This is a genomic window from Brevundimonas sp. (assembly GCF_016742135.1).
In the GTDB taxonomy this organism is placed as follows: domain Bacteria; phylum Pseudomonadota; class Alphaproteobacteria; order Caulobacterales; family Caulobacteraceae; genus Brevundimonas.
The window spans coordinates 555,840-572,946 of record NZ_JACVCG010000002.1 but is presented as its reverse complement, the minus strand read 5'-3'; the positions used below and the strand labels follow the sequence as shown (position 1 = coordinate 572,946).

Here is a 17,107-nt window from a genome sequence, read left to right as displayed (position 1 = left end):
GACCCGTGATGCACAAATCTTCCTTTTCCGCTTCTTCTGTTCTCGCCGGTCGCGTCAGTGCGGTTGCGCTGGTGATCGGCGCGGGCCTGGCCGGACCCGTTCTCGCCCAGGAGGCACCGCCGCCCGCTGCGGCCCAGCAGACCGCTCAGGATCCCGGACAGGAAGAGCGCTGGCTGGTGACGGCCATTGAGGTACGAGGCAGCAATCTGCGTATCGAGGACGCCACTGTGCTGTCCTATCTGCCCATCCGTCCCGGTGACATGGTCGATCCCGTGGTGCTGGACGTTGCCGTGCGCACCCTGTCGCGCACCGGTCTGTTCGCCGACGTCCAGATGGGCGTCCAGAATGGCGTCCTGATCGTCGAGGTGGTCGAGAACCCCATCATCAATCAGGTGATCTTCGAGGGGAACGGCGCGATCGGCGACGACAAGCTCCGCGAGGAAGTCACCATCCGCCCCCGCGGCATCTACACCCGGGCCCGCATCCAGGACGACGTGGGCAAGATCGTGGAACTGTATCGCCTGTCCGGACGGATTTCGGCCAGCGTCACGCCCAAGATCGTTCAGCTGGAACAGAACCGCGTCGATGTGATCTTCGAGATCGATGAAGGTCCCGAGACCGGTCTGCAGGCCATCACCTTCATCGGCAACCGGGCCTTTTCCGACCGCGACCTGCGCGAAGTCATGGTCTCCAAGCAGTCGCGTTGGTGGCGGCTGTTCACCAGCAACGACAACTACGACCCGAACCGTCTGGATTACGACCGCGAACAGCTGCGCGAGTTCTATACGAACCGGGGCTATTACGACTTCCGCGTTCTGTCGGCGGTTGCCGAGCTGCTGCCGGACAACAGCGCCTTCACCATCACGCTGACGGTGGACGAAGGGGATCGTTACAATTTCGGCGAAGTCAGTGTGGTCACCGAGAACGACCGGCTGAACGCTGACTTCCTCAGGCTGATCCTGCCGATCCGGACGGGCGATCTGTATGAAAGTCGCAAGATCGAGCAGGCGGTCGACACCCTGACCTATGCCGCCGGTTCGGCGGGCTACGCCTTCGTCGAGATCACGCCCAGCTACCGCCCCAACCCCGAGACCGATACGGTCGACGTCACCTTCAACGTCCGCGAGGGTCAGCGGGTCTATGTCGAGCGCATCAATGTGGTGGGCAATACCCGGACCATCGATCCGGTCATTCGTCGTGAACTGGCCCTGACCGAGGGGGATGCCTTCAACCGGACCCTCGTCGAGCGTTCGCGCAACAATCTGCGGCGCCTGGGCTTCTTCAAGGACGTGACGATCGAGGAGGTGCGCGGTTCGGCGCCCGATCGCTCGGTGGTCAATGTCACCGTCCAGGAGCAGCCCACCGGCGAACTGTCCGTCGGTGCCGGGTTCAGTTCCGTCGACTCCTTTGTCGTGAATCTCGGGGTCTCCGAGAGCAACTTCCGGGGGCGGGGTCAGGCGGTCGTGGCCCGTATCGAATGGGGCTCCCTGCGCCAGAACATCGACTTCCGCTTCACCGAGCCGAAATTCATGGGCCGGGACCTGCGGGTCGGTTTCGATATCTTCCATTCGCGCTACGACCTGAGTGAATTCTCGTCCTACGATTACCGGTCGACCGGCGCGGGTCTGCGCCTGTCGTACCCCCTGAATGGCTATACGCTGTTCAGCACCCGCTACTTCCTCAAGGCGGATGAGGTGATCGTCCCCGCCAGCTTCTGTCGGGGCGGGCAGGGGTCATCTGCCCTGTGTGATCAGGTCGGGTCCTTTGTGAACTCCTCGGCGGGCTACACCGTCCTGGTTGACCGGCGAAATGATCCTGTGCGACCGACCCGCGGCTGGGTCGGCACGATCCGTCAGGACCTTGCCGGTCTCGGCGGGGATGTGAATTACATACGCTCCGAAGCCGAAGCCTCGGCCTATTGGGGCATTCGTCCGGAATGGGTGGTCACGGCCCAGTTCCAGACCGGCTATGTGTCAGGGTGGGGGGGCGACCCCGTCCGGATCAACGACCGCTTCTTCAAGGGCGGTAACAGCTTCCGCGGTTTCGAAACCGCCGGCCTCGGGCCGCGCGATACCCTGACCACGGATGCCCTCGGTGGGAACTTCTATGTCATCGGTACCCTGGAGTTGACCGTGCCGAACGGTCTGCCCGAAGAATACGGAATCCGCACCTCGCTCTTCACCGACGTCGGCACGGTCGGCGTCCTGGATGACCGCTATCTGTTCGACCCCGTGACGGGCCTGCGAAACACGCGCATCGTCGACGATCTGGCGATCCGCGGCTCCGCCGGTATCAGCATTCACTGGCGCGCCCCGGTGGGGCCCATCCGCTTCGATATCTCCAAGATCTTCGCGAAAGAAGACTACGACAAGACCGAGGGCTTCCGCTTCTCGACCTCCACCCAATTCTAATAGGCGTCATCTCCGACGCCGTTATGTGAGTAAGACCATGAAGTTGTTCGCAATCGCCGCCGTTGCCCTGGCGACCCTGACCGCCACCCCGGTTCTGGCCCAGGCCGCTGGCCCCCAGAACCCCGGTCCGGTCATCCCGGGTCTGTGCGTCTATAACAATGCCCGCCTGATGGCCCAGTCGACGGTCGGCCAGTCGGTGCAGCAAGGCATGCGTCGCCTGACCGACGAAGTCGTCAACGAACTGGCCCCCTATGGCCAGACGATCGGTGCCGAAATCCAGGCCCTGCAACAGGGCCGGGACACCATTCCCCAGGACGAGTTCGCCCAGCGCAGCCGTGCCGTGCAGCAGCGTATCTCCGAAGCCGAGCAACTGGAGCAGACCCGTGGGCAGGAGCTGGAGTACACCCTGTCCCAACAGCGTGTGGCCATCGCTCGCGCCGTCGACCCCATCCTGGTCGCTGTCTATCAGGAACGTGGTTGCGGCATCCTGATCAGCGGTGAGGCGGTGTATGAGGCCAACCCGCAGATGGACATCACGGACCTCGTCATCCAGCGCCTGAACAGCCAGCTGCCCTCGCTGTCGTTCAACCGCATGCCGGTTCCGGTCCAGCAATAGGCGCATCGGGAGAGGATGCCGGACAACCGCTTCTTTCAGACCCTCCCCGAAAGCACGGTCGATGACCTGGCCGCCGCCATCGGGGGGCAGGTCGTTCGGGGCGGTGACAGGATTATATCGGGGGTAGCCCCGCTGGCCCGGGCGGCGTCCGGCGATCTGACGTTCCTCTCTGACCGTCGCATGAAATCGGCCCTGGCGGAGACCCGCGCCGGGGCCGTACTGCTGTCGGAAGCCTTGGCCGATCAGGCACCGCCAGAAGCCGCCGTGATCCTCTCGACCGAGGTGCAGGCCGCCTGGGCCCGGGCTGCCGATCTTTTCTACCAGCCCTATTCCATCGACCTGTCGGCCACGCCGGGGGCCTGGTTCGAGGACGACAGCGTGATCGTGGAGCCGGGCGTCGTTCTGGGTCAGGGCGTCAGCATCGGTCGGGGAACGCGAATAGGCGCCAATACCGTGATCGGCCCCGGGGTCCAGATCGGTCGCGACTGCCAGATTGGCTCCCTGGTCAGCCTGTCCCATGCCCTGATCGGAGATCGCGTCCGCATTCTGGCCGGTGCGCGCATCGGCGAGGCCGGCTTTGGCGCGGCGCCTTCAAAGACGGGCCCGGTCGATATCCCGCAACTGGGACGCGTTATCCTGCAGGACGGCGTGACGATCGGGGCCAACACCTGCATCGACCGCGGGGCGTTTAACGACACGGTGATCGGCGAGAACTCCAAGATCGATAACCAGGTCCAGATCGGCCACAATGTCGTGATCGGGCGCAACGGCCTTCTGGCGGCGCATACGGGACTCTCGGGCTCGGTGACGGTGGGCGACAATGTCATGTTCGGCGGTCGGGCCGGGGTCGGTGACCACATCACGATCGGCGAGGGGGCCCGGGTGGCGGCCGGTGCCGGTGTCCTGGCCGACATCCCCCCTGGCGAGACATGGTCGGGTTATCCCGCCAAGCCGCTCCGCCAATCCTTGCGCGAAGCCGTCTGGTTGGCCAAACAGGTCAGCAAGACCAAGGGCTGACGCGAGGATTCGATGGCAGACGACCGGATTGACTATGCCGAGGTGATGCGACGACTTCCGCACCGCTACCCCTTCCTGCTGGTGGACAGGGCCGAGGATTTCGTGTCGGGCACTTCGATCACCGGCATCAAGAACGTCACCCACAACGAACCCTACTTCCCCGGCCATTTCCCGATCGATCCGGTCATGCCCGGCGTGATGATCGTCGAGGCCATGGCCCAGACGGGGGCGCTGTTGATGTCCAAATCGCTGGATGTCTCGGTAGAGGGCAAGGTCATCCTGTTCATGTCGATCGACGGTGTGCGCTTTCGCAAGCCGGCCCGCCCGGGTGACCAGCTCCGGATGAAAGTGATCGTCACCAAACAGCGCGGCGACATTTTCAAATTCCGGGGCGAGACCTTCATCGACGGCAAACTCGCGGCCGAAGCAGATTTCGCGGCCATGGCCTCGACGGTCGAACAGCCGATCCGCTGATGGCCATTCATCCCACCTCTTCGGTCGATGCCAGCTGTGAACTTGCTGACGACGTCGAGATCGGTCCGTGGTGTACGGTCGGCCCGGACGTAACGCTCGCGGTCGGCGTCCGGCTGGTCAGCCATGTCGTCATCCCGCGCGACACGATCGTCGGCGCGGGCACGGTTATTCATCCCTTCGCCGTCATCGGGGGCGATCCCCAGCACACGGGCTACAAGGGCGAGCGCGTCACCCTGACGATTGGCGAGCGCAACATCATCCGCGAGCATTGCACCTTCAACCGGGGCACGCCCCAAGGCACGGGCGAAACCGTGATCGGGTCGGACAATCTGTTCATGACCGGGGCTCACGTCGGCCACGACTCCATCGTCGGCAGCCAAATCACCTTTGCCAACAATGCGACGCTTGGCGGGCATGCCGAGATTGGAGACAGGGTCTTCCTCGGTGGCCTGTGTGCCGTGCATCAGTTCGGACGGGTGGGGCAGGGCGCTATCGTCGGCGGTCTCGCTGCGGTGACCCGCGACGTCATCCCCTATGGTTCGGCCTGGGGCAACCATGCGCAACTGCGGGGTCTCAATCTGATCGGCCTGAAGCGGAAGGGCTATGACAAGGCGGCCATCCGGCGCCTGCTGGCCGCCTATCGCGATCTGTTCGAGAGCAAGGACCAGCCTTTCGCCCAGCGCCTGGAGGCGGTCGCCGGCACCTATGCCGACCTGCCCGAGATCGTCGAGATCGTGGACTTCATTCGCCGGGATACCCGTCGTCCGCTCTGCCTGCCCGAGGGTTGAGATGGTCGCGCGGGGAAAGCTGGGCCTGATCGCCGGGGGCGGGGCCCTGCCGCTGGCGGTCGCGGCCCGGTGTGAGGCCGAGGGACGCGACCTGCACGTCATCCGTCTGGCCGGGTTCGCGGATTCCCATCTGGTTCGCTATCCGGGCGTCGAGGCCGGCATGGCCGAGATCGGCCGCATCCTGTCCGAGATGAAGTCGGCGGGCTGTCAGGTTGTCTGCCTCGCGGGCACCGTCAGCCGCCCCGACTTCAAGACCCTGCGCCCCGACCTCAAGGGTGCGACCCTGCTGCCGGGCATCATTGCTGCGGCGACCAGGGGTGACGACGCCCTGCTGCGCAAGATCCTGTCGATCTTCGAGAGCGAGGGGTTCGGAGTCGAGGGAGCCGACGACATTCTGGGCGGCGACAGCCTGCCGGTCGGCACTCTGGGCCGCGTTCATCCCACAGCGGAGCAGCTTTCTGACCTCAGGAAGGCGCTGCACGTCGCGGAAAAATCAGGCGAACTCGATATCGGGCAGGGCGCGGTCGTTTGTGACGGCCTGGTGCTGGCGGTCGAGGCTCAGGAAGGTACCGACGCCATGCTGCGCCGGGTGGCGGGTCTTCCCGCTGACCTGCGAGGCAGCCCTGCACAGCCGAAAGGCGCACTCGGCAAGGCGCCCAAACCCATCCAGGACCTGCGCGTCGACATGCCGGTCATGGGCGTGCGCACGCTCGAACTGGCGGCCGAAGCTGGCCTTGCCGGGGTGGGGGGGCAAGCCGGGCGTCTGATCCTGATCGACCGCGCTGCCATGCTCGAGACGGCCGACCGGCTGGGCCTGTTCGTCTGGGGTGAAGCCTCGTGACCCGCCCCCTGAAGATCATGCTGGTCGCCGCCGAGGCGTCTGGCGATGCCTTGGGGGCCGGGCTGGCGCAGGCGTTGAAGACGCGGCTGGGTGACAACCTGACTCTCGTCGGCATCGGTGGGCCGCGTATGGCCGCCGAGGGCATCGCCAGCCCCTTTGACATCGCTGACCTGTCGATCCACGGCTGGCTGGAGGGTCTGAGGGCCTATGGCCTGGTCAAGCGACGCGTGGCGGACACGGCGGAACTGGCCGCGCGCGAGCGGCCCGATGCCGTGGTCCTGATCGATAGCTGGGGCTTCACCATCCGCGTGGCCGAGGCCGTCCGGGCTCTCATGCCGGAGGTGCCTTTGATCAAATACGTCGGGCCCCAGGTCTGGGCGTCGCGTCCGGGCCGGGCGAAGACGCTGGCGGCAGCTGTCGATCACCTGCTGGCGCTCTATGCGTTCGATGCGCCATGGTTCGAGCGCGAGGGCCTGCCGACCACCGTCGTGGGCTCACAGGCGCTGCATGTCGACATGTCGGCGGCCGATCCGGAGGCGTTCCGGGCCGAGCGCGGCATCGCCCCCGATGCTCCGCTGCTGCTGGTCCTGCCCGGTAGCCGTCCGTCCGAGATCCGTCTGATGACCCCGGTCTACGCCGAGACGGTCGCCAGGCTGAAAGCCTCCCTGCCCGACCTGCAGGTTGCGGTGGTCGTCGCCGGAACCGTGGCCGCTAGCGTTCGCGCCCAGGTCACGAACTGGCCCGTTGAAGCCCATCTGGTCGAGGAAGTAGACAAATACGCCGCGATGAAGGCCGCGACCGTCGCGCTGGCCACCAGCGGCACCGTTTCGACCGAGCTGGCGCTGGCCGGCGCCCCCATGATCATCGCCTACCGCTTCCAGCCGCTCAGCTATGCGATCATGCGGCCCTTCTTCACCGGCAAATACGCGACCCTGTTCAATCACGCCGCCGATGAGGAAATCGCGCCGGAATACATCCAGAAGGATGCCACGCCGGACAAGCTGGTCCCGGCCGTCGAGCGCCTGCTGAACGATCCCGCCCTCTGCGCGGGCCAGTCCCTCCGCCAGACCGCCGCCCTCGACCTCATGGGCCGCGAAGGCCGCGATCCGTCCGAGATTGCGGCCGACGCCGTGCTGGAGGTGATCGCCGCCCGGTCCGCCGGCTAATCGGCCTGCATCCCCCGTCGCGCAAGGATCATGGCGCCGACCAGACAGGGGGCGAACAGCAGGCCTTCGAGGCCGCCGGTGACGCTCTGGGCGATCGGGCCGAAGCCGGTCTCGCCGAACCAGCTTCCGATCATGCCCAGCTGCAGTTGCGACTCCGGGAATGTCCTGGCCAGCAGGTCAAGGCTACCGCCCATCAGCCGGCCGCCGAACAGCGGAATGGCCATGCCCGCCAGCGCCGCCGCCACTCCGGCCGTGATCATGCAGCGCCGAAGGGGCAGGGGATCACGCCCGCGCGCGCCCAGCCATAACCCCAGACCGATGGCGCCGCCCAGAATAAAGCCCTCCATGCCCCCCGTGATGTCGCCCGGCGAGCGTCCGATCAGCAGGTTGAAGGCATCCAGCCCCAGCAGCTTGACCGCCCCGCCCACGGTCATGCCACCCAGCGCGCCGCCGAAGATGATCCAGGGGCCGGGCCGGCGTCGTCCGAGGCCGGTGGCCGCCATGCCGATGCCGACCGCCGCCCCGCCCATCAGGGCCACCAGGGTGGTCAGCCACACCAGCACCAGCAGGATCGACCCCGACCCCATGCCTGGCTGCAGCGGATGGGCGACCGCAATCAGCCCATAGATCAGCCCGCCGATCACCCCGGCCAGGCCACCGCCCAGGACGCCCGCGCCGCCCAGCAGCAGGGTCCGCTTGAGGTCATAGGGAGCGTCAGCGGCGAGCAGCTCAGCAGCAGAGACCGGCGGTCGCGGCTCGGCCTGCTCCGTCTCGACCGCTGACACAGGGGCAATGAAGCGATAGCCGTGCTTGGGGACCGTTTCGATGAATCGCGGCCGGCCCGCAGTGTCGCCCAGCTGTTTCCGGAGTGCGCGGATGCACTGGGTCAGGGCCTCGTCCGTGACCGGCACTCCGCGCCAGACCTCGTCCAGAAACTGGTCCTTGGTCACCAGCTGGCCCGGCCGCCCGACCATCAGGATCAGGGCGTCCAGATAGCGGCCATTGATGTCGACGACCGCTCCGTCCCGCGTCAGCCGCCGGTTCGTGGGATCAAGGGTGAAGGCACCGAAGCGAAGGCCGTCTGGCGTCAATTTCAGCAATTCCTCAGCCGTCGCTCATGCCGCTCAGGCGCGGCGACCTCACAGTGCGAGCGTCCACCAAGGCGGGCGCAAAGGCAATGCGAGGAATGATATCATGGTTGATCTGATCCTGCCGGGGCAGGGGGCCGGCCTGGTGCGTTTGCTGGGGCAACGTCGAGGACGTCCGACCCGACTGCGCCTCAGCGGTGGTCGGGACGTTCTGGCCTTGAACTGCGCCTGGGGCATGGACTATGCGGCCGAGTGGGAACACCTGACGCTCAACCTGTCGCCCCGGGTGCCGGCCGCGCCCGTGTCCGCCCTGTCCTCGGCCGAGGTGATCACGGCCGAGGATCCGGACACGGGGGCCCTCCTGTATCGCGGCTTCAGCCGATGAGCGCCGCGATACCCGTCAGGGTGTCGCGCAGACCGGCCCGACGCTTGCCGGCCTGATCACGGCCGGAGGGGTCGATTTCGCCGGCGAGAGCCAGCAGATCGCGGGCGAGGGCGGGATCCTTGCGATTGCCCTCCACGAGTGGTTCTGCCCGATCCAGAGCCGCCGCGACGCGGCCGGCCAGCCCGGTGTCCAGACCGCCGTCGCGGGCGAACTGGTCCAGATAGGCGCGACCCACGACCGGGTGGGCCGGCCAGGTGACGGGGTATTGCTGCTGCGGATTGACCGTGCCGCCTTCGTCCGCCATGGCGGCGGCCGCGATCTCGTTCGCCGTCAGATGCTCGCTGGGCGTCAGGGTGAAGACGTCCAGGCCGCGTCCGATTTCCGAGCCATAGACCCGGCCGTTGTACCAGTAGACCGACCAGTAGCCGCCCGAACCCTGGCGCTCGGCGTTGACCGGACCCCGGTCAAAATAGGCGATCTCGAATGCATTCGAGGAATCAGTGAAGTCGCTGATCGACAGCCCGCCCTGGTACCAGGCCTGGACGAACAGATCACGTCCGGGCACCGGGATCAGCGAGCCGTTGTGCGCGACGCAGTTCTCGAGCTCGGTCTGGGCGGCCGGCAGCTTGTAATAGCCCCGGAACTCCATCTTGCCGTCGACGATGTCATAGATGGCGTTGGCGCCCCAGGTCATGGGATCCTGCACGCGGCAGCGCGGACGCCCGCCACCGCCCCACTCGTCGGTGAACACCACCTTCGTCGCGTCATTGTTGAAGGTCGCCGAATGCCAGTAGGCAAAGCCCTCGTCGACCACGGCATCGATACGCCGCGGCGCCCGCGGGTTGGATACATCGAACAGCACACCGTTGCCGGAGCAGGCGCCCGCCGCGATGCTGCGGGTCGGGAAAATGGTGATGTCGTGACAGTGATCCGTCTGCCGGGTGGTCTGCGTTCCCTCACCATGGTCCCCGCCGCGCCACAGGCCAGCAATCTCGCCCGTTTCCTCATCCATAAAGACGGCGGGGCTGTCGATGATGCGCGACCGGGACGGGTCGGCCAACGGAATCTCGATGACGTCGACACGGAACAGGGCCGTGCGTTCGTCGCCCGGCTGGCCGACGACGCAGCCGGCCAGTTCGCGCTCGTCGCGCACACTGGCGGTGCCCGAGTTGTAGACGATCAGGTGGCGCTCGTCCGAGGCTACCACCGTGTGGGTGTGTGAACCGCGACAGGTCTGCACCTGACCGACCTGGACCGGGCGCACCGGATCGGAAATGTCGAAGATGCGCAGGCCCCGGAAGCGGTCCGGGCTGGGGTCAGGTCCCACACCCTCGCGTCCACAGTCGACACGACCGTTGGTCGACTCGACCGACATCAGCATCAGGTTGCCGTAGATCGACACATCGCCCTGTCCGCCCGGGCAGACGATCGAGCTGATCAGCTGCGGCTCCGGCGCGTCGGTCAGGCGGTACAGGTTGATCCCGTGGTAATTGCCCACCGCCAGCAGGTCCCCCTGGAAGGCCATGTCGGTGTTCGAGAAGCTGAGGAAGGGGGCACGACGCCCGGTTTCGTCCCCGACGCGCGGCGGCAGCCCCTCGGGGTTGCTGGGATCGAAGAAGCCGGTCGGCTTCGGCAGGCTGGCGATCAACTGCATGTTGAGCGCCGCTTCTTCGGCGTCACGGAACCCGGCCCGCAGATTTGTGCGGGGATCGGGCGAGGCCGACCGGATCATGCCCGTCATGCGGTTGATCTCGGCCTGCTGTTCATTGGCGATGTCATTGACGAAGCGGAACAGGATGGGGTCGTAGGCCGAGCCCGACCGGGCCAGCAGCTGGGACACCATGATCAGGGCGCCCTCGTGATGCGGGATCATCAGCTCGAGGAACAGGCGGTCGAATTCGGGTCCCCGGGCCGCCGTCAGTCGGGCCACCTGCTCGGGGGTGGCCATTCCCGGCATGCCGACATGACCGCCGTGGGCGGAATGATCCATGCCGCCGTGGGTGGAGTGGTCCATCCCTCCGTGGGCAGCGTGGTCCATGGCGCCCGTCGGCTGCGGCATCGGCGCCATTTCGCCGCGCTCGGTCAGCCAGCCACGCATGAAGGCGATCTCGTCCTCCTGCGACGCCAGGATTCGCGCCGCAAGATCCAGAATGGCCGGGGTGTTGGTGCGCTGGGCCGCGAGCATCGACATCTCGACGGCCTGGCCATGGTGCAGGATCATGCCCTGCATGAAGGCGACGTCGTCCGCGGAATAGCGGTTGTCGGCGATCCGGGCGGCTTCCCGGCCTTCCAGCGTGCGGCTGGCCTGTCCGGGCGCACCCGGCTGGATAAGGGGAGCTTGCTGGGCAAAGGCGCTGCTGGCGAACAGAAGGGCACCCAGGGCAGCGGAGCCCCCGAGCAGCTTGCGGATCGACGGATCGGATTTCTTCAACGACTTTACTCCCCAGGACAGTGGTCCCGTATGGCTAGCACGGGCTTTTCCGTGGCCAAAGCCCGGGAGGAACAGACGCAAACGAAAAGGGCGCGACCGGTGCCGCGCCCTCTCGAACGGTTCCGCGAAAGGCGGGTCCGGTCAGCCCCGCTGTTCGATCGGGGTGTAATCCCGGACCGTCGGACCCGTATACAGCTGGCGCGGGCGGCCGATCTTCTGCGACGGATCCTCCATCATCTCCTGCCACTGGGCGATCCAGCCCACCGTGCGCGCCAGGGCGAACAGCACGGTGAACATGGTGGTCGGGAAACCCATGGCCGACAGGGTGATGCCCGAATAGAAGTCGACGTTCGGGAACAGCTTGCGCTCGATGAAGTACTCGTCGTTCAGCGCGACCTTCTCCAGCTCCATCGCCACCTGCAGGAGCGGATCATTGGGGTCGCCCACGGCCTTCAGCACCTCATGGGCGCTTTCCTGCATGACCTTCGCGCGTGGGTCATAGTTCTTGTACACGCGGTGGCCGAAGCCCATCAGCTTGTACTTCTTGTCCTTCACGCCGGCGATGAACTCGGGGATCTTGTCCGGCGTGCCGATTTCCTTGAGCATGTTCAGCGCCTCTTCGTTGGCACCGCCGTGCGACGGGCCCCACAGGCAGGCGATGCCGGCGGCGATACAGGCGAACGGATTGGCGCCCGACGACCCGGCCAGGCGGACGGTCGAGGTCGAGGCGTTCTGCTCGTGGTCGGCGTGCAGAATGAAGATGCGGTCCATGGCCTTGGCCAGTACCGGATTGACCTCATAGTCCTCGGCCGGAACAGCGAAGCACATCCGCAGGAAGTTCTCGGAATAGCTGAGGTCGTTGCGCGGCGACACGAAGGGCTGGCCGACGTGGTACTTGTAGGCGCGCGCCGCGATGGTCGGCATCTTGGCGATCAGGCGGATGGCCGAGATGTTGCGCTGGACCGGATCATGGATGTCCAGGCTGTCGTGATAGAAGGCCGACAGGGCACCGACCGTGCCGACCATGATCGCCATCGGGTGGGCGTCGCGGCGGAAGCCCTCGAAGAAGCGGTCGAACTGCGAGTGCAGCATGGTGTGCATGGTCACGCTGTTCTCGAAGGCCGCATATTGCGCAGCCGTCGGCAGCTCGCCGCGCAGCAGCAGGTGGCAGACCTCGACAAAGTTCGACTGCGAGGCCAGCTGGTCGATCGGATAGCCGCGGTGCAGCAGCACACCCTTGTCGCCGTCGATGAAAGTCAGGGCGCTTTCGCACGCCGCCGTCGAGGTGAAGCCGGGATCGTAGGTAAAGGCGTCGGTCGCGCCATACAGTTTGCGGATGTCGATCACGTCCGGGCCCGTCGAGCCGGACAGGACCGGCAGGTCGACGCTCTTGTCGCCATAGGTGAGGGTGGCGGTGCCGGTCGGGGAGGTCGTATTGGTCATCTGCGTCCCTGTGTGCATGCCGACCGGGTGCCCCCGACCGGGGCGAACCGCTAGGAGTCGCGATCCGCAAATGAGTTATGGCCGTTCACTTAGTATGTTGCAGCGCATCATCCAAGCGACCGAGGGCGTCTTCCCGCGATAATGAGGCCAGGGTGCGTGCGATATCGGGAGAGGCTGCCCCCCCCGTCAAGGCCGCGCGTAGTGGCGGGCCGATCTTGCCAAAGCCGACGCCCTCGCTCTCGGCAAAGGTTTTCAGCGTCGAATCAAGCGCCTCGACCGTCCAATCAACCTGATCGCGCAGCCCGGGGATTAGCCTCGCGAGACGTTCGGTCGCCTCGGGCGTCAGCTGACCGGCCGCCTTTTCCGAAATGCGGATCGGGCGGCGGGCGAGCGCGAAGGCCGCCTGGTCGCGCAGTTCAATCAGGGTCGTGGCCCGGTCCTGGATATGCGGAATGACCCTGACGAGGGCGGCCTTCTCATCCTCGGCCCGCGCCACCAGATCGACCAAGCGGGTGACATCTGCCTGCCGGATCCAGTGGGCATTGACGTGCGCCAGCTTGGCGAAGTCCAGCCGTGCCGGAGCCTTGTTGATCCCGGAAAGCGTAAACCATTCAATTGCTTGTGCGTCATCGAACAGCTCGTCGTCGCCATGGGCCCAGCCGAGGCGGGCCAGATAGTTGCGCATGGCCTCAGGGAGGTAGCCCATGTCGGCATATTCGTGCACCGCCTGGGCGCCGTGGCGCTTGGACAGTTTGGCGCCATCGGGGCCGTGGATCAGGGGGATGTGAGCGAACACCGGGCGGGTCCAGCCGAGGGCGTCATAGATCAGGGCCTGACGCGCGGCATTGTTCAGATGGTCATCCCCCCGGATCACATGGGTCACGCCCATGTCATGGTCGTCGGCAACAACCGCCAGATTATAGGTCGGATTTCCGTCAGAACGCAGCAGGACGAGGTCGTCCAGATCCTCGGCACGCCAGCGAACCGTGCCCTGAACGGCGTCCGCGATCTCCACGCTTTGACCCAGCGGACGCCGAAAACGGACTACATGCGGCTGGTCCGGGTCGCCTTCGGACGGGTCGCGATCACGCCAGGGCGAGACAAAGGCGCGCTTTTCGGCCTTGGCCTCGTCGCGCAGGCGACCGGTCTCTTCGGTAGAGGTCCAGTCGCGATAGGCATGGCCAGTCTCTACCAGAACCTCGACAACCTCGCGGTGGCGGTCGGCGCGGGCGTGCTGAAAGACGGGCGAGGCGTCGGCGGTCAGGCCCAGCCAGTCCAGCCCGTCGAAAATCGCCTTCACCGCCGCCTCGGTCGAGCGCTCGCGGTCGGTGTCCTCGACCCGGATCAGGAAGCGTCCGCCATGGTGACGCGCAAAAAGCCAGTTGAAAAGCGCCGTTCTTGCACCCCCAATATGCAGGTATCCCGTGGGAGAGGGAGCAAAGCGCGTGACGACGTCAGTGGGGGCGTGGGGATCGGTCAAGGGGAACGGGATTGGCCAAGGTTCAGGACGAGGCCGCCCTTATAGCGCCTGAGGGGCCTCTGCCCAGCCTCGCAAGGCGATTTGCCGGGCGGGTCGTCGAGGGCGCGCGCGCGGCCCTTCTGGCCCAGACCGACCGCTGGCGCCTGTGGGCCCCTGTGGCGTTCGGGGGCGGGTGCGGTCTCTATTTTGTGCTGAAGGCCGAGCCGCCGCTGTGGCCCCTGCTGCTGGCGGCGCTGGTCAGCGCGGGTCTGTGGGCCGGAGCACGGCGACAGGGCTTCGGGCGTGCCGTCACCGTCCCGCTGATGCTGCTGACCTGCCTCTGTGCCGGTCTGTCGGTGACCAAGATGCGGTCGGACAATGTCGCCGCGCCCATCGCCCCGGCGACAGGTGATCCTGTGGTGGTCGAAGGCTGGGTGCTGGATGTCGACAGCCCGGGCACGCGGGGCGCGCGGATCATCATGGCACCGGTTCGAGTGCAAGGACTGGCGCCCGACCACACCCCGATGCGGCTGCGCGTCACGGTGCGCGGCGAGACTCCCCGGCCGGGCGACGCGGTCAGCGTGTTCGCCATTCTCAACCCGCCGCCGGGGCCGGCCGCGCCCGGGGCCTACGACTTCGGCCGTACGGCCTGGTTCCAGAGCATGGGCGGGGTGGGCTTCGAACTGGGCCAGACCCGTTGGATCGACCTGCCGCCGCCACCACGCTCCCTGCGTATCCGGATGGCGGTCAACCAGTTCCGATTTGGACTGGCCGAGCGGCTGGTCGAACGGCTGGGCCCCCGGGTCGGCGGGGTCGCGGCGGCCATGACGACCGGCCACGAAAGCTGGATCGCGCAGGAAACCTACGACACCATGCGGGACTCGGGCCTGATCCACATCCTGTCGATTTCGGGCCTGCACATGGCGATTGTCGGCGGCTTTGTCTTCTTCGCCGTTCGCTTCGGCATCGCGCTCTGGCCGTGGCTGGTGCTGCGGGTGTCGGGCAAGAAGGTCGCCGCCTGGGCGGGGTGGATCGCGGTGGCGGCCTATCTGGTCATATCCGGCGCGCCTCCGCCCGCCGAGCGCGCGGCGATCACGGCCTCGGTCGCCTTTCTGGCCATCATTCTGGACCGGCCCGCTATCAGCATGAATGCGCTGGCGGTGGCCGCCTTTGCCGTCCTGCTGCTTCAGCCCGAAGCGATCGTCACGCCGGGCTTCCAGATGTCGTTTGCGGCGACGGCGGCGCTGGTTGCGCTGGCCGAGTCCTGGCCGCGCCGCCCGCGCGAGATCAAGGTGCCCCTGCCCATCCTGATTGTGCAGAGGGCCGGCACCTGGGTGGGGCTGGCGATTCTCGCCAGCTTCGTCGCCGGCATGGCCACCGGACCCTTCGCCATGCAGCATTTCAACCGGACGGCGGTCTATGGCCTGCTGGCCAATATGATCAGTTCGCCGATCGCCGACTTCCTCATGATGCCGATGCTGGCGCTGGGCGTGCTGTTGCAGCCCCTCGGCCTCGGCGGGCCGTTCCTGACGGTGGCGGGCTGGGGGATCGAGGCGATCATGGCGGTCGGGGCGTGGATATCGACCCTGCCGGGGGCGGTGATCCATACCGCCAGCGCGCCGGTCATCGCCCTGCCGGTCGCCTTCATCGGCATTCTGGTGCTGTGCCTGTGGCGAGGGCGGCTGAGGTGGCTGGGCCTCCCGCTGGCCTGTGCGGTGCTGGTCTGGCCGCGACACCCGACGCCCGATCTCTGGATCGCCGATGCGGGCACCAATGGTGCCATCGTGACCGGGGACGACGCTCTCGTGATCCGCAAGGTCGGGGCATTTTCCCGCGATGTCTGGTCCGGGCGGCGCGGGCTGACTCTGGTCGAGCGCCCGGCGGAAGGCTGGGCCTGCGGACGGGTCCATTGCGCACCCGAGGTTCCGGGTCCGCTGGCCCTGTGGTGGGGGCGGGCGGCCCCCGACGACGATCAGCTGGCGGCCCTGTGCCAGTCGGCCGAGGTGGTCAGTGTACGGGTCGAGCTGGCGCGCCTGCCTGAGGCCTGTTCCGATCGGCTGGTGCTAGACGGGCGTGACTATGCCACGGGCGGCAGCGTCGAGCTGTGGCGCACAGAGGGCGGCTGGCGCGCCCTGTGGTCAACGACCGAGCGCGGCGCGCGTCCGTGGAACCGCCTGGGCGACCCTGATTATCAGGAATAGCGGCGGATCAACCCGACCAGACGGCCCTGCACCTTGACCTGATCCGGGCCGAAGATGCGCGTCTCGTAGGCCCGGTTGGCGGGCTCGAGCGCGATGGAGGCGCCGCGTTTGCGCAGTCGCTTCAGCGTGGCTTCCTCTTCTTCGACCAGGGCCACGACGATCTCGCCGCTGTTGGCGGTCGTGACCTGACGGATGATGGCGAAGTCGCCGTCCAGAATGCCCGCCTCGATCATCGAATCGCCCTCGATCTCGAGCAGATAGTGTTCGCCGGCACCCAGCAGGGCCTCGGGCACCGCCATGCGGTCGCGCTCGTGCTGGATGGCGGAAATGGGCGTGCCCGCCGCGATCTTGCCCAGCAGAGGCAGCTCCCGCGTGCCGGCGCTCTCGTGATTGGCATTGGCCGCAGGCCGACCGCCGCCCTCGATGACGTCGGGCACGAACGGGCCGCGCGCCCGGCCCGATTGAGCGGCCGCCTGGTCGGGCAGTTTCACGACCTCCAGCGCCCGCGCCCGATGCGCCAGACGGCGGATGAAGCCGCGCTCCTCCAGCGCCGTGATCAGCCGGTGAATGCCCGACTTGGACGCCAGATCCAGCGCCGCCTTCATCTCGTCAAAGGAGGGCGAAACCCCGGTCTCGCGGATACGCTCATGAATGAACATGAGCAGTTCGTGCTGTTTGCGCGTGAGCATGGAGACCTCTGACCCGAATCTGTTCCGCCTGTGGACAATAGCGGAACACACCGCGAACGTCCATGCCATGTTCGTGAGGTGTTCTGGTTAAGGAGGGG

Annotated in this window: 14 protein-coding genes; 9 read left to right on the top strand and 5 right to left on the bottom strand. The window is 66.6% G+C overall.

What is annotated here, in order from left to right; all coding sequences use genetic code 11:
• Positions 1-8 precede the first annotated feature (8 nt).
• The 7 genes from bamA to lpxB are packed head-to-tail and all read left to right on the top strand — an operon-like array spanning position 9 to position 7,313.
• Entirely contained in the window at positions 9-2,411 is a 2,403-nt protein-coding gene (gene bamA, locus IBJ06_RS06450) for an outer membrane protein assembly factor BamA (RefSeq protein ID WP_292158363.1), read from the top strand.
• 37 nt (positions 2,412-2,448) lie between these two features.
• Positions 2,449-3,027, top strand: a complete 579-nt coding sequence (locus IBJ06_RS06445) for an OmpH family outer membrane protein (protein WP_292158361.1) — start codon at positions 2,449-2,451, stop codon at positions 3,025-3,027.
• 15 nt (positions 3,028-3,042) lie between these two features.
• Complete coding sequence (lpxD, locus tag IBJ06_RS06440) at positions 3,043-4,044, top strand: UDP-3-O-(3-hydroxymyristoyl)glucosamine N-acyltransferase (protein WP_292158359.1); 1,002 nt, start codon at positions 3,043-3,045, stop codon at positions 4,042-4,044.
• A 12-nt stretch (positions 4,045-4,056) separates the two neighbouring features.
• Entirely contained in the window at positions 4,057-4,518 is a 462-nt protein-coding gene (gene fabZ / locus IBJ06_RS06435) for a 3-hydroxyacyl-ACP dehydratase FabZ (RefSeq protein ID WP_292158357.1), read from the top strand.
• Positions 4,518-5,306 carry an acyl-ACP--UDP-N-acetylglucosamine O-acyltransferase gene (gene lpxA, locus IBJ06_RS06430; RefSeq protein ID WP_292158355.1) on the top strand — a complete coding sequence of 263 codons (789 nt, stop codon included), beginning with the start codon at positions 4,518-4,520 and terminating at the stop codon, positions 5,304-5,306. The genes fabZ and lpxA overlap by 1 nt, the downstream gene beginning before the upstream one ends.
• Before the next feature lies 1 nt (position 5,307).
• The gene (gene lpxI / locus IBJ06_RS06425) at positions 5,308-6,147 is read left to right on the top strand and encodes a UDP-2,3-diacylglucosamine diphosphatase LpxI (protein WP_292158353.1); all 840 of its coding nucleotides are present in this window, start codon (positions 5,308-5,310) and stop codon (positions 6,145-6,147) included.
• A complete protein-coding gene (lpxB, locus tag IBJ06_RS06420) occupies positions 6,144-7,313 on the top strand; it encodes a lipid-A-disaccharide synthase (RefSeq protein WP_292158350.1) in 1,170 nt (389 codons plus the stop codon). Before lpxI ends, lpxB begins: the two co-directional genes overlap by 4 nt.
• On the opposite strand, the gene IBJ06_RS06415 is transcribed toward lpxB, so the two are convergent.
• A complete protein-coding gene (locus IBJ06_RS06415) occupies positions 7,310-8,404 on the bottom strand; it encodes a transcriptional regulator (RefSeq protein WP_292158349.1) in 1,095 nt (364 codons plus the stop codon). The two genes, lpxB and IBJ06_RS06415, sit on opposite strands and share 4 nt — an antisense overlap.
• 103 nt (positions 8,405-8,507) lie before the next feature.
• Here IBJ06_RS06415 and IBJ06_RS06410 point away from each other — a divergent pair, with 103 nt between their 5' ends.
• Positions 8,508-8,786, top strand: coding sequence for a hypothetical protein (locus IBJ06_RS06410; protein WP_292158348.1), 279 nt, complete (start codon positions 8,508-8,510; stop codon positions 8,784-8,786).
• On the opposite strand, the gene IBJ06_RS06405 is transcribed toward IBJ06_RS06410, so the two are convergent.
• The 3 genes from IBJ06_RS06405 to gltX form a co-directional block, all read right to left on the bottom strand.
• Positions 8,776-11,217 (bottom strand): DUF305 domain-containing protein, encoded by a 2,442-nt coding sequence (locus IBJ06_RS06405; RefSeq protein WP_292158347.1) that lies wholly within the window; start codon positions 11,215-11,217, stop codon positions 8,776-8,778. The two genes, IBJ06_RS06410 and IBJ06_RS06405, sit on opposite strands and share 11 nt — an antisense overlap.
• Positions 11,218-11,358: 141 nt before the next feature.
• Positions 11,359-12,660 (bottom strand): citrate synthase, encoded by a 1,302-nt coding sequence (gene gltA / locus IBJ06_RS06400; protein ID WP_292158346.1) that lies wholly within the window; start codon positions 12,658-12,660, stop codon positions 11,359-11,361.
• Between the two features lie 85 nt (positions 12,661-12,745).
• A complete protein-coding gene (gltX, locus tag IBJ06_RS06395; protein WP_292158345.1) occupies positions 12,746-14,140 on the bottom strand; it encodes a glutamate--tRNA ligase in 1,395 nt (464 codons plus the stop codon).
• A gap of 11 nt (positions 14,141-14,151) precedes the next feature.
• Here gltX and IBJ06_RS06390 point away from each other — a divergent pair, with 11 nt between their 5' ends.
• A complete protein-coding gene (locus IBJ06_RS06390; RefSeq protein WP_292158343.1) occupies positions 14,152-16,320 on the top strand; it encodes a ComEC/Rec2 family competence protein in 2,169 nt (722 codons plus the stop codon).
• Here the strand turns inward: IBJ06_RS06390 and lexA are convergent.
• A complete protein-coding gene (lexA, locus tag IBJ06_RS06385) occupies positions 16,311-17,009 on the bottom strand; it encodes a transcriptional repressor LexA (RefSeq protein ID WP_292158341.1) in 699 nt (232 codons plus the stop codon). The two genes, IBJ06_RS06390 and lexA, sit on opposite strands and share 10 nt — an antisense overlap.
• Between the last annotated feature and the right edge of the window lie 98 nt (positions 17,010-17,107).

Excerpts from the sequence above, each read along its gene's own strand:
- lpxA (WP_292158355.1), top strand. The coding sequence starts at position 4,518 with ATGGCCATTCATCCCACCTCTTCGGTCGATGCCAGCTGTGAACTTGCT.
- lpxD (WP_292158359.1), top strand. The coding sequence starts at position 3,043 with ATGCCGGACAACCGCTTCTTTCAGACCCTCCCCGAAAGCACGGTCGAT.
- fabZ (WP_292158357.1), top strand. The coding sequence starts at position 4,057 with ATGGCAGACGACCGGATTGACTATGCCGAGGTGATGCGACGACTTCCG.
- IBJ06_RS06410 (WP_292158348.1), top strand. The coding sequence starts at position 8,508 with ATGGTTGATCTGATCCTGCCGGGGCAGGGGGCCGGCCTGGTGCGTTTG.
- gltA (WP_292158346.1), bottom strand. The coding sequence starts at position 12,660 with ATGACCAATACGACCTCCCCGACCGGCACCGCCACCCTCACCTATGGC.
- IBJ06_RS06445 (WP_292158361.1), top strand. The coding sequence starts at position 2,449 with ATGAAGTTGTTCGCAATCGCCGCCGTTGCCCTGGCGACCCTGACCGCC.
- lexA (WP_292158341.1), bottom strand. The coding sequence starts at position 17,009 with ATGCTCACGCGCAAACAGCACGAACTGCTCATGTTCATTCATGAGCGT.
- bamA (WP_292158363.1), top strand. The coding sequence starts at position 9 with ATGCACAAATCTTCCTTTTCCGCTTCTTCTGTTCTCGCCGGTCGCGTC.
- lpxI (WP_292158353.1), top strand. The coding sequence starts at position 5,308 with ATGGTCGCGCGGGGAAAGCTGGGCCTGATCGCCGGGGGCGGGGCCCTG.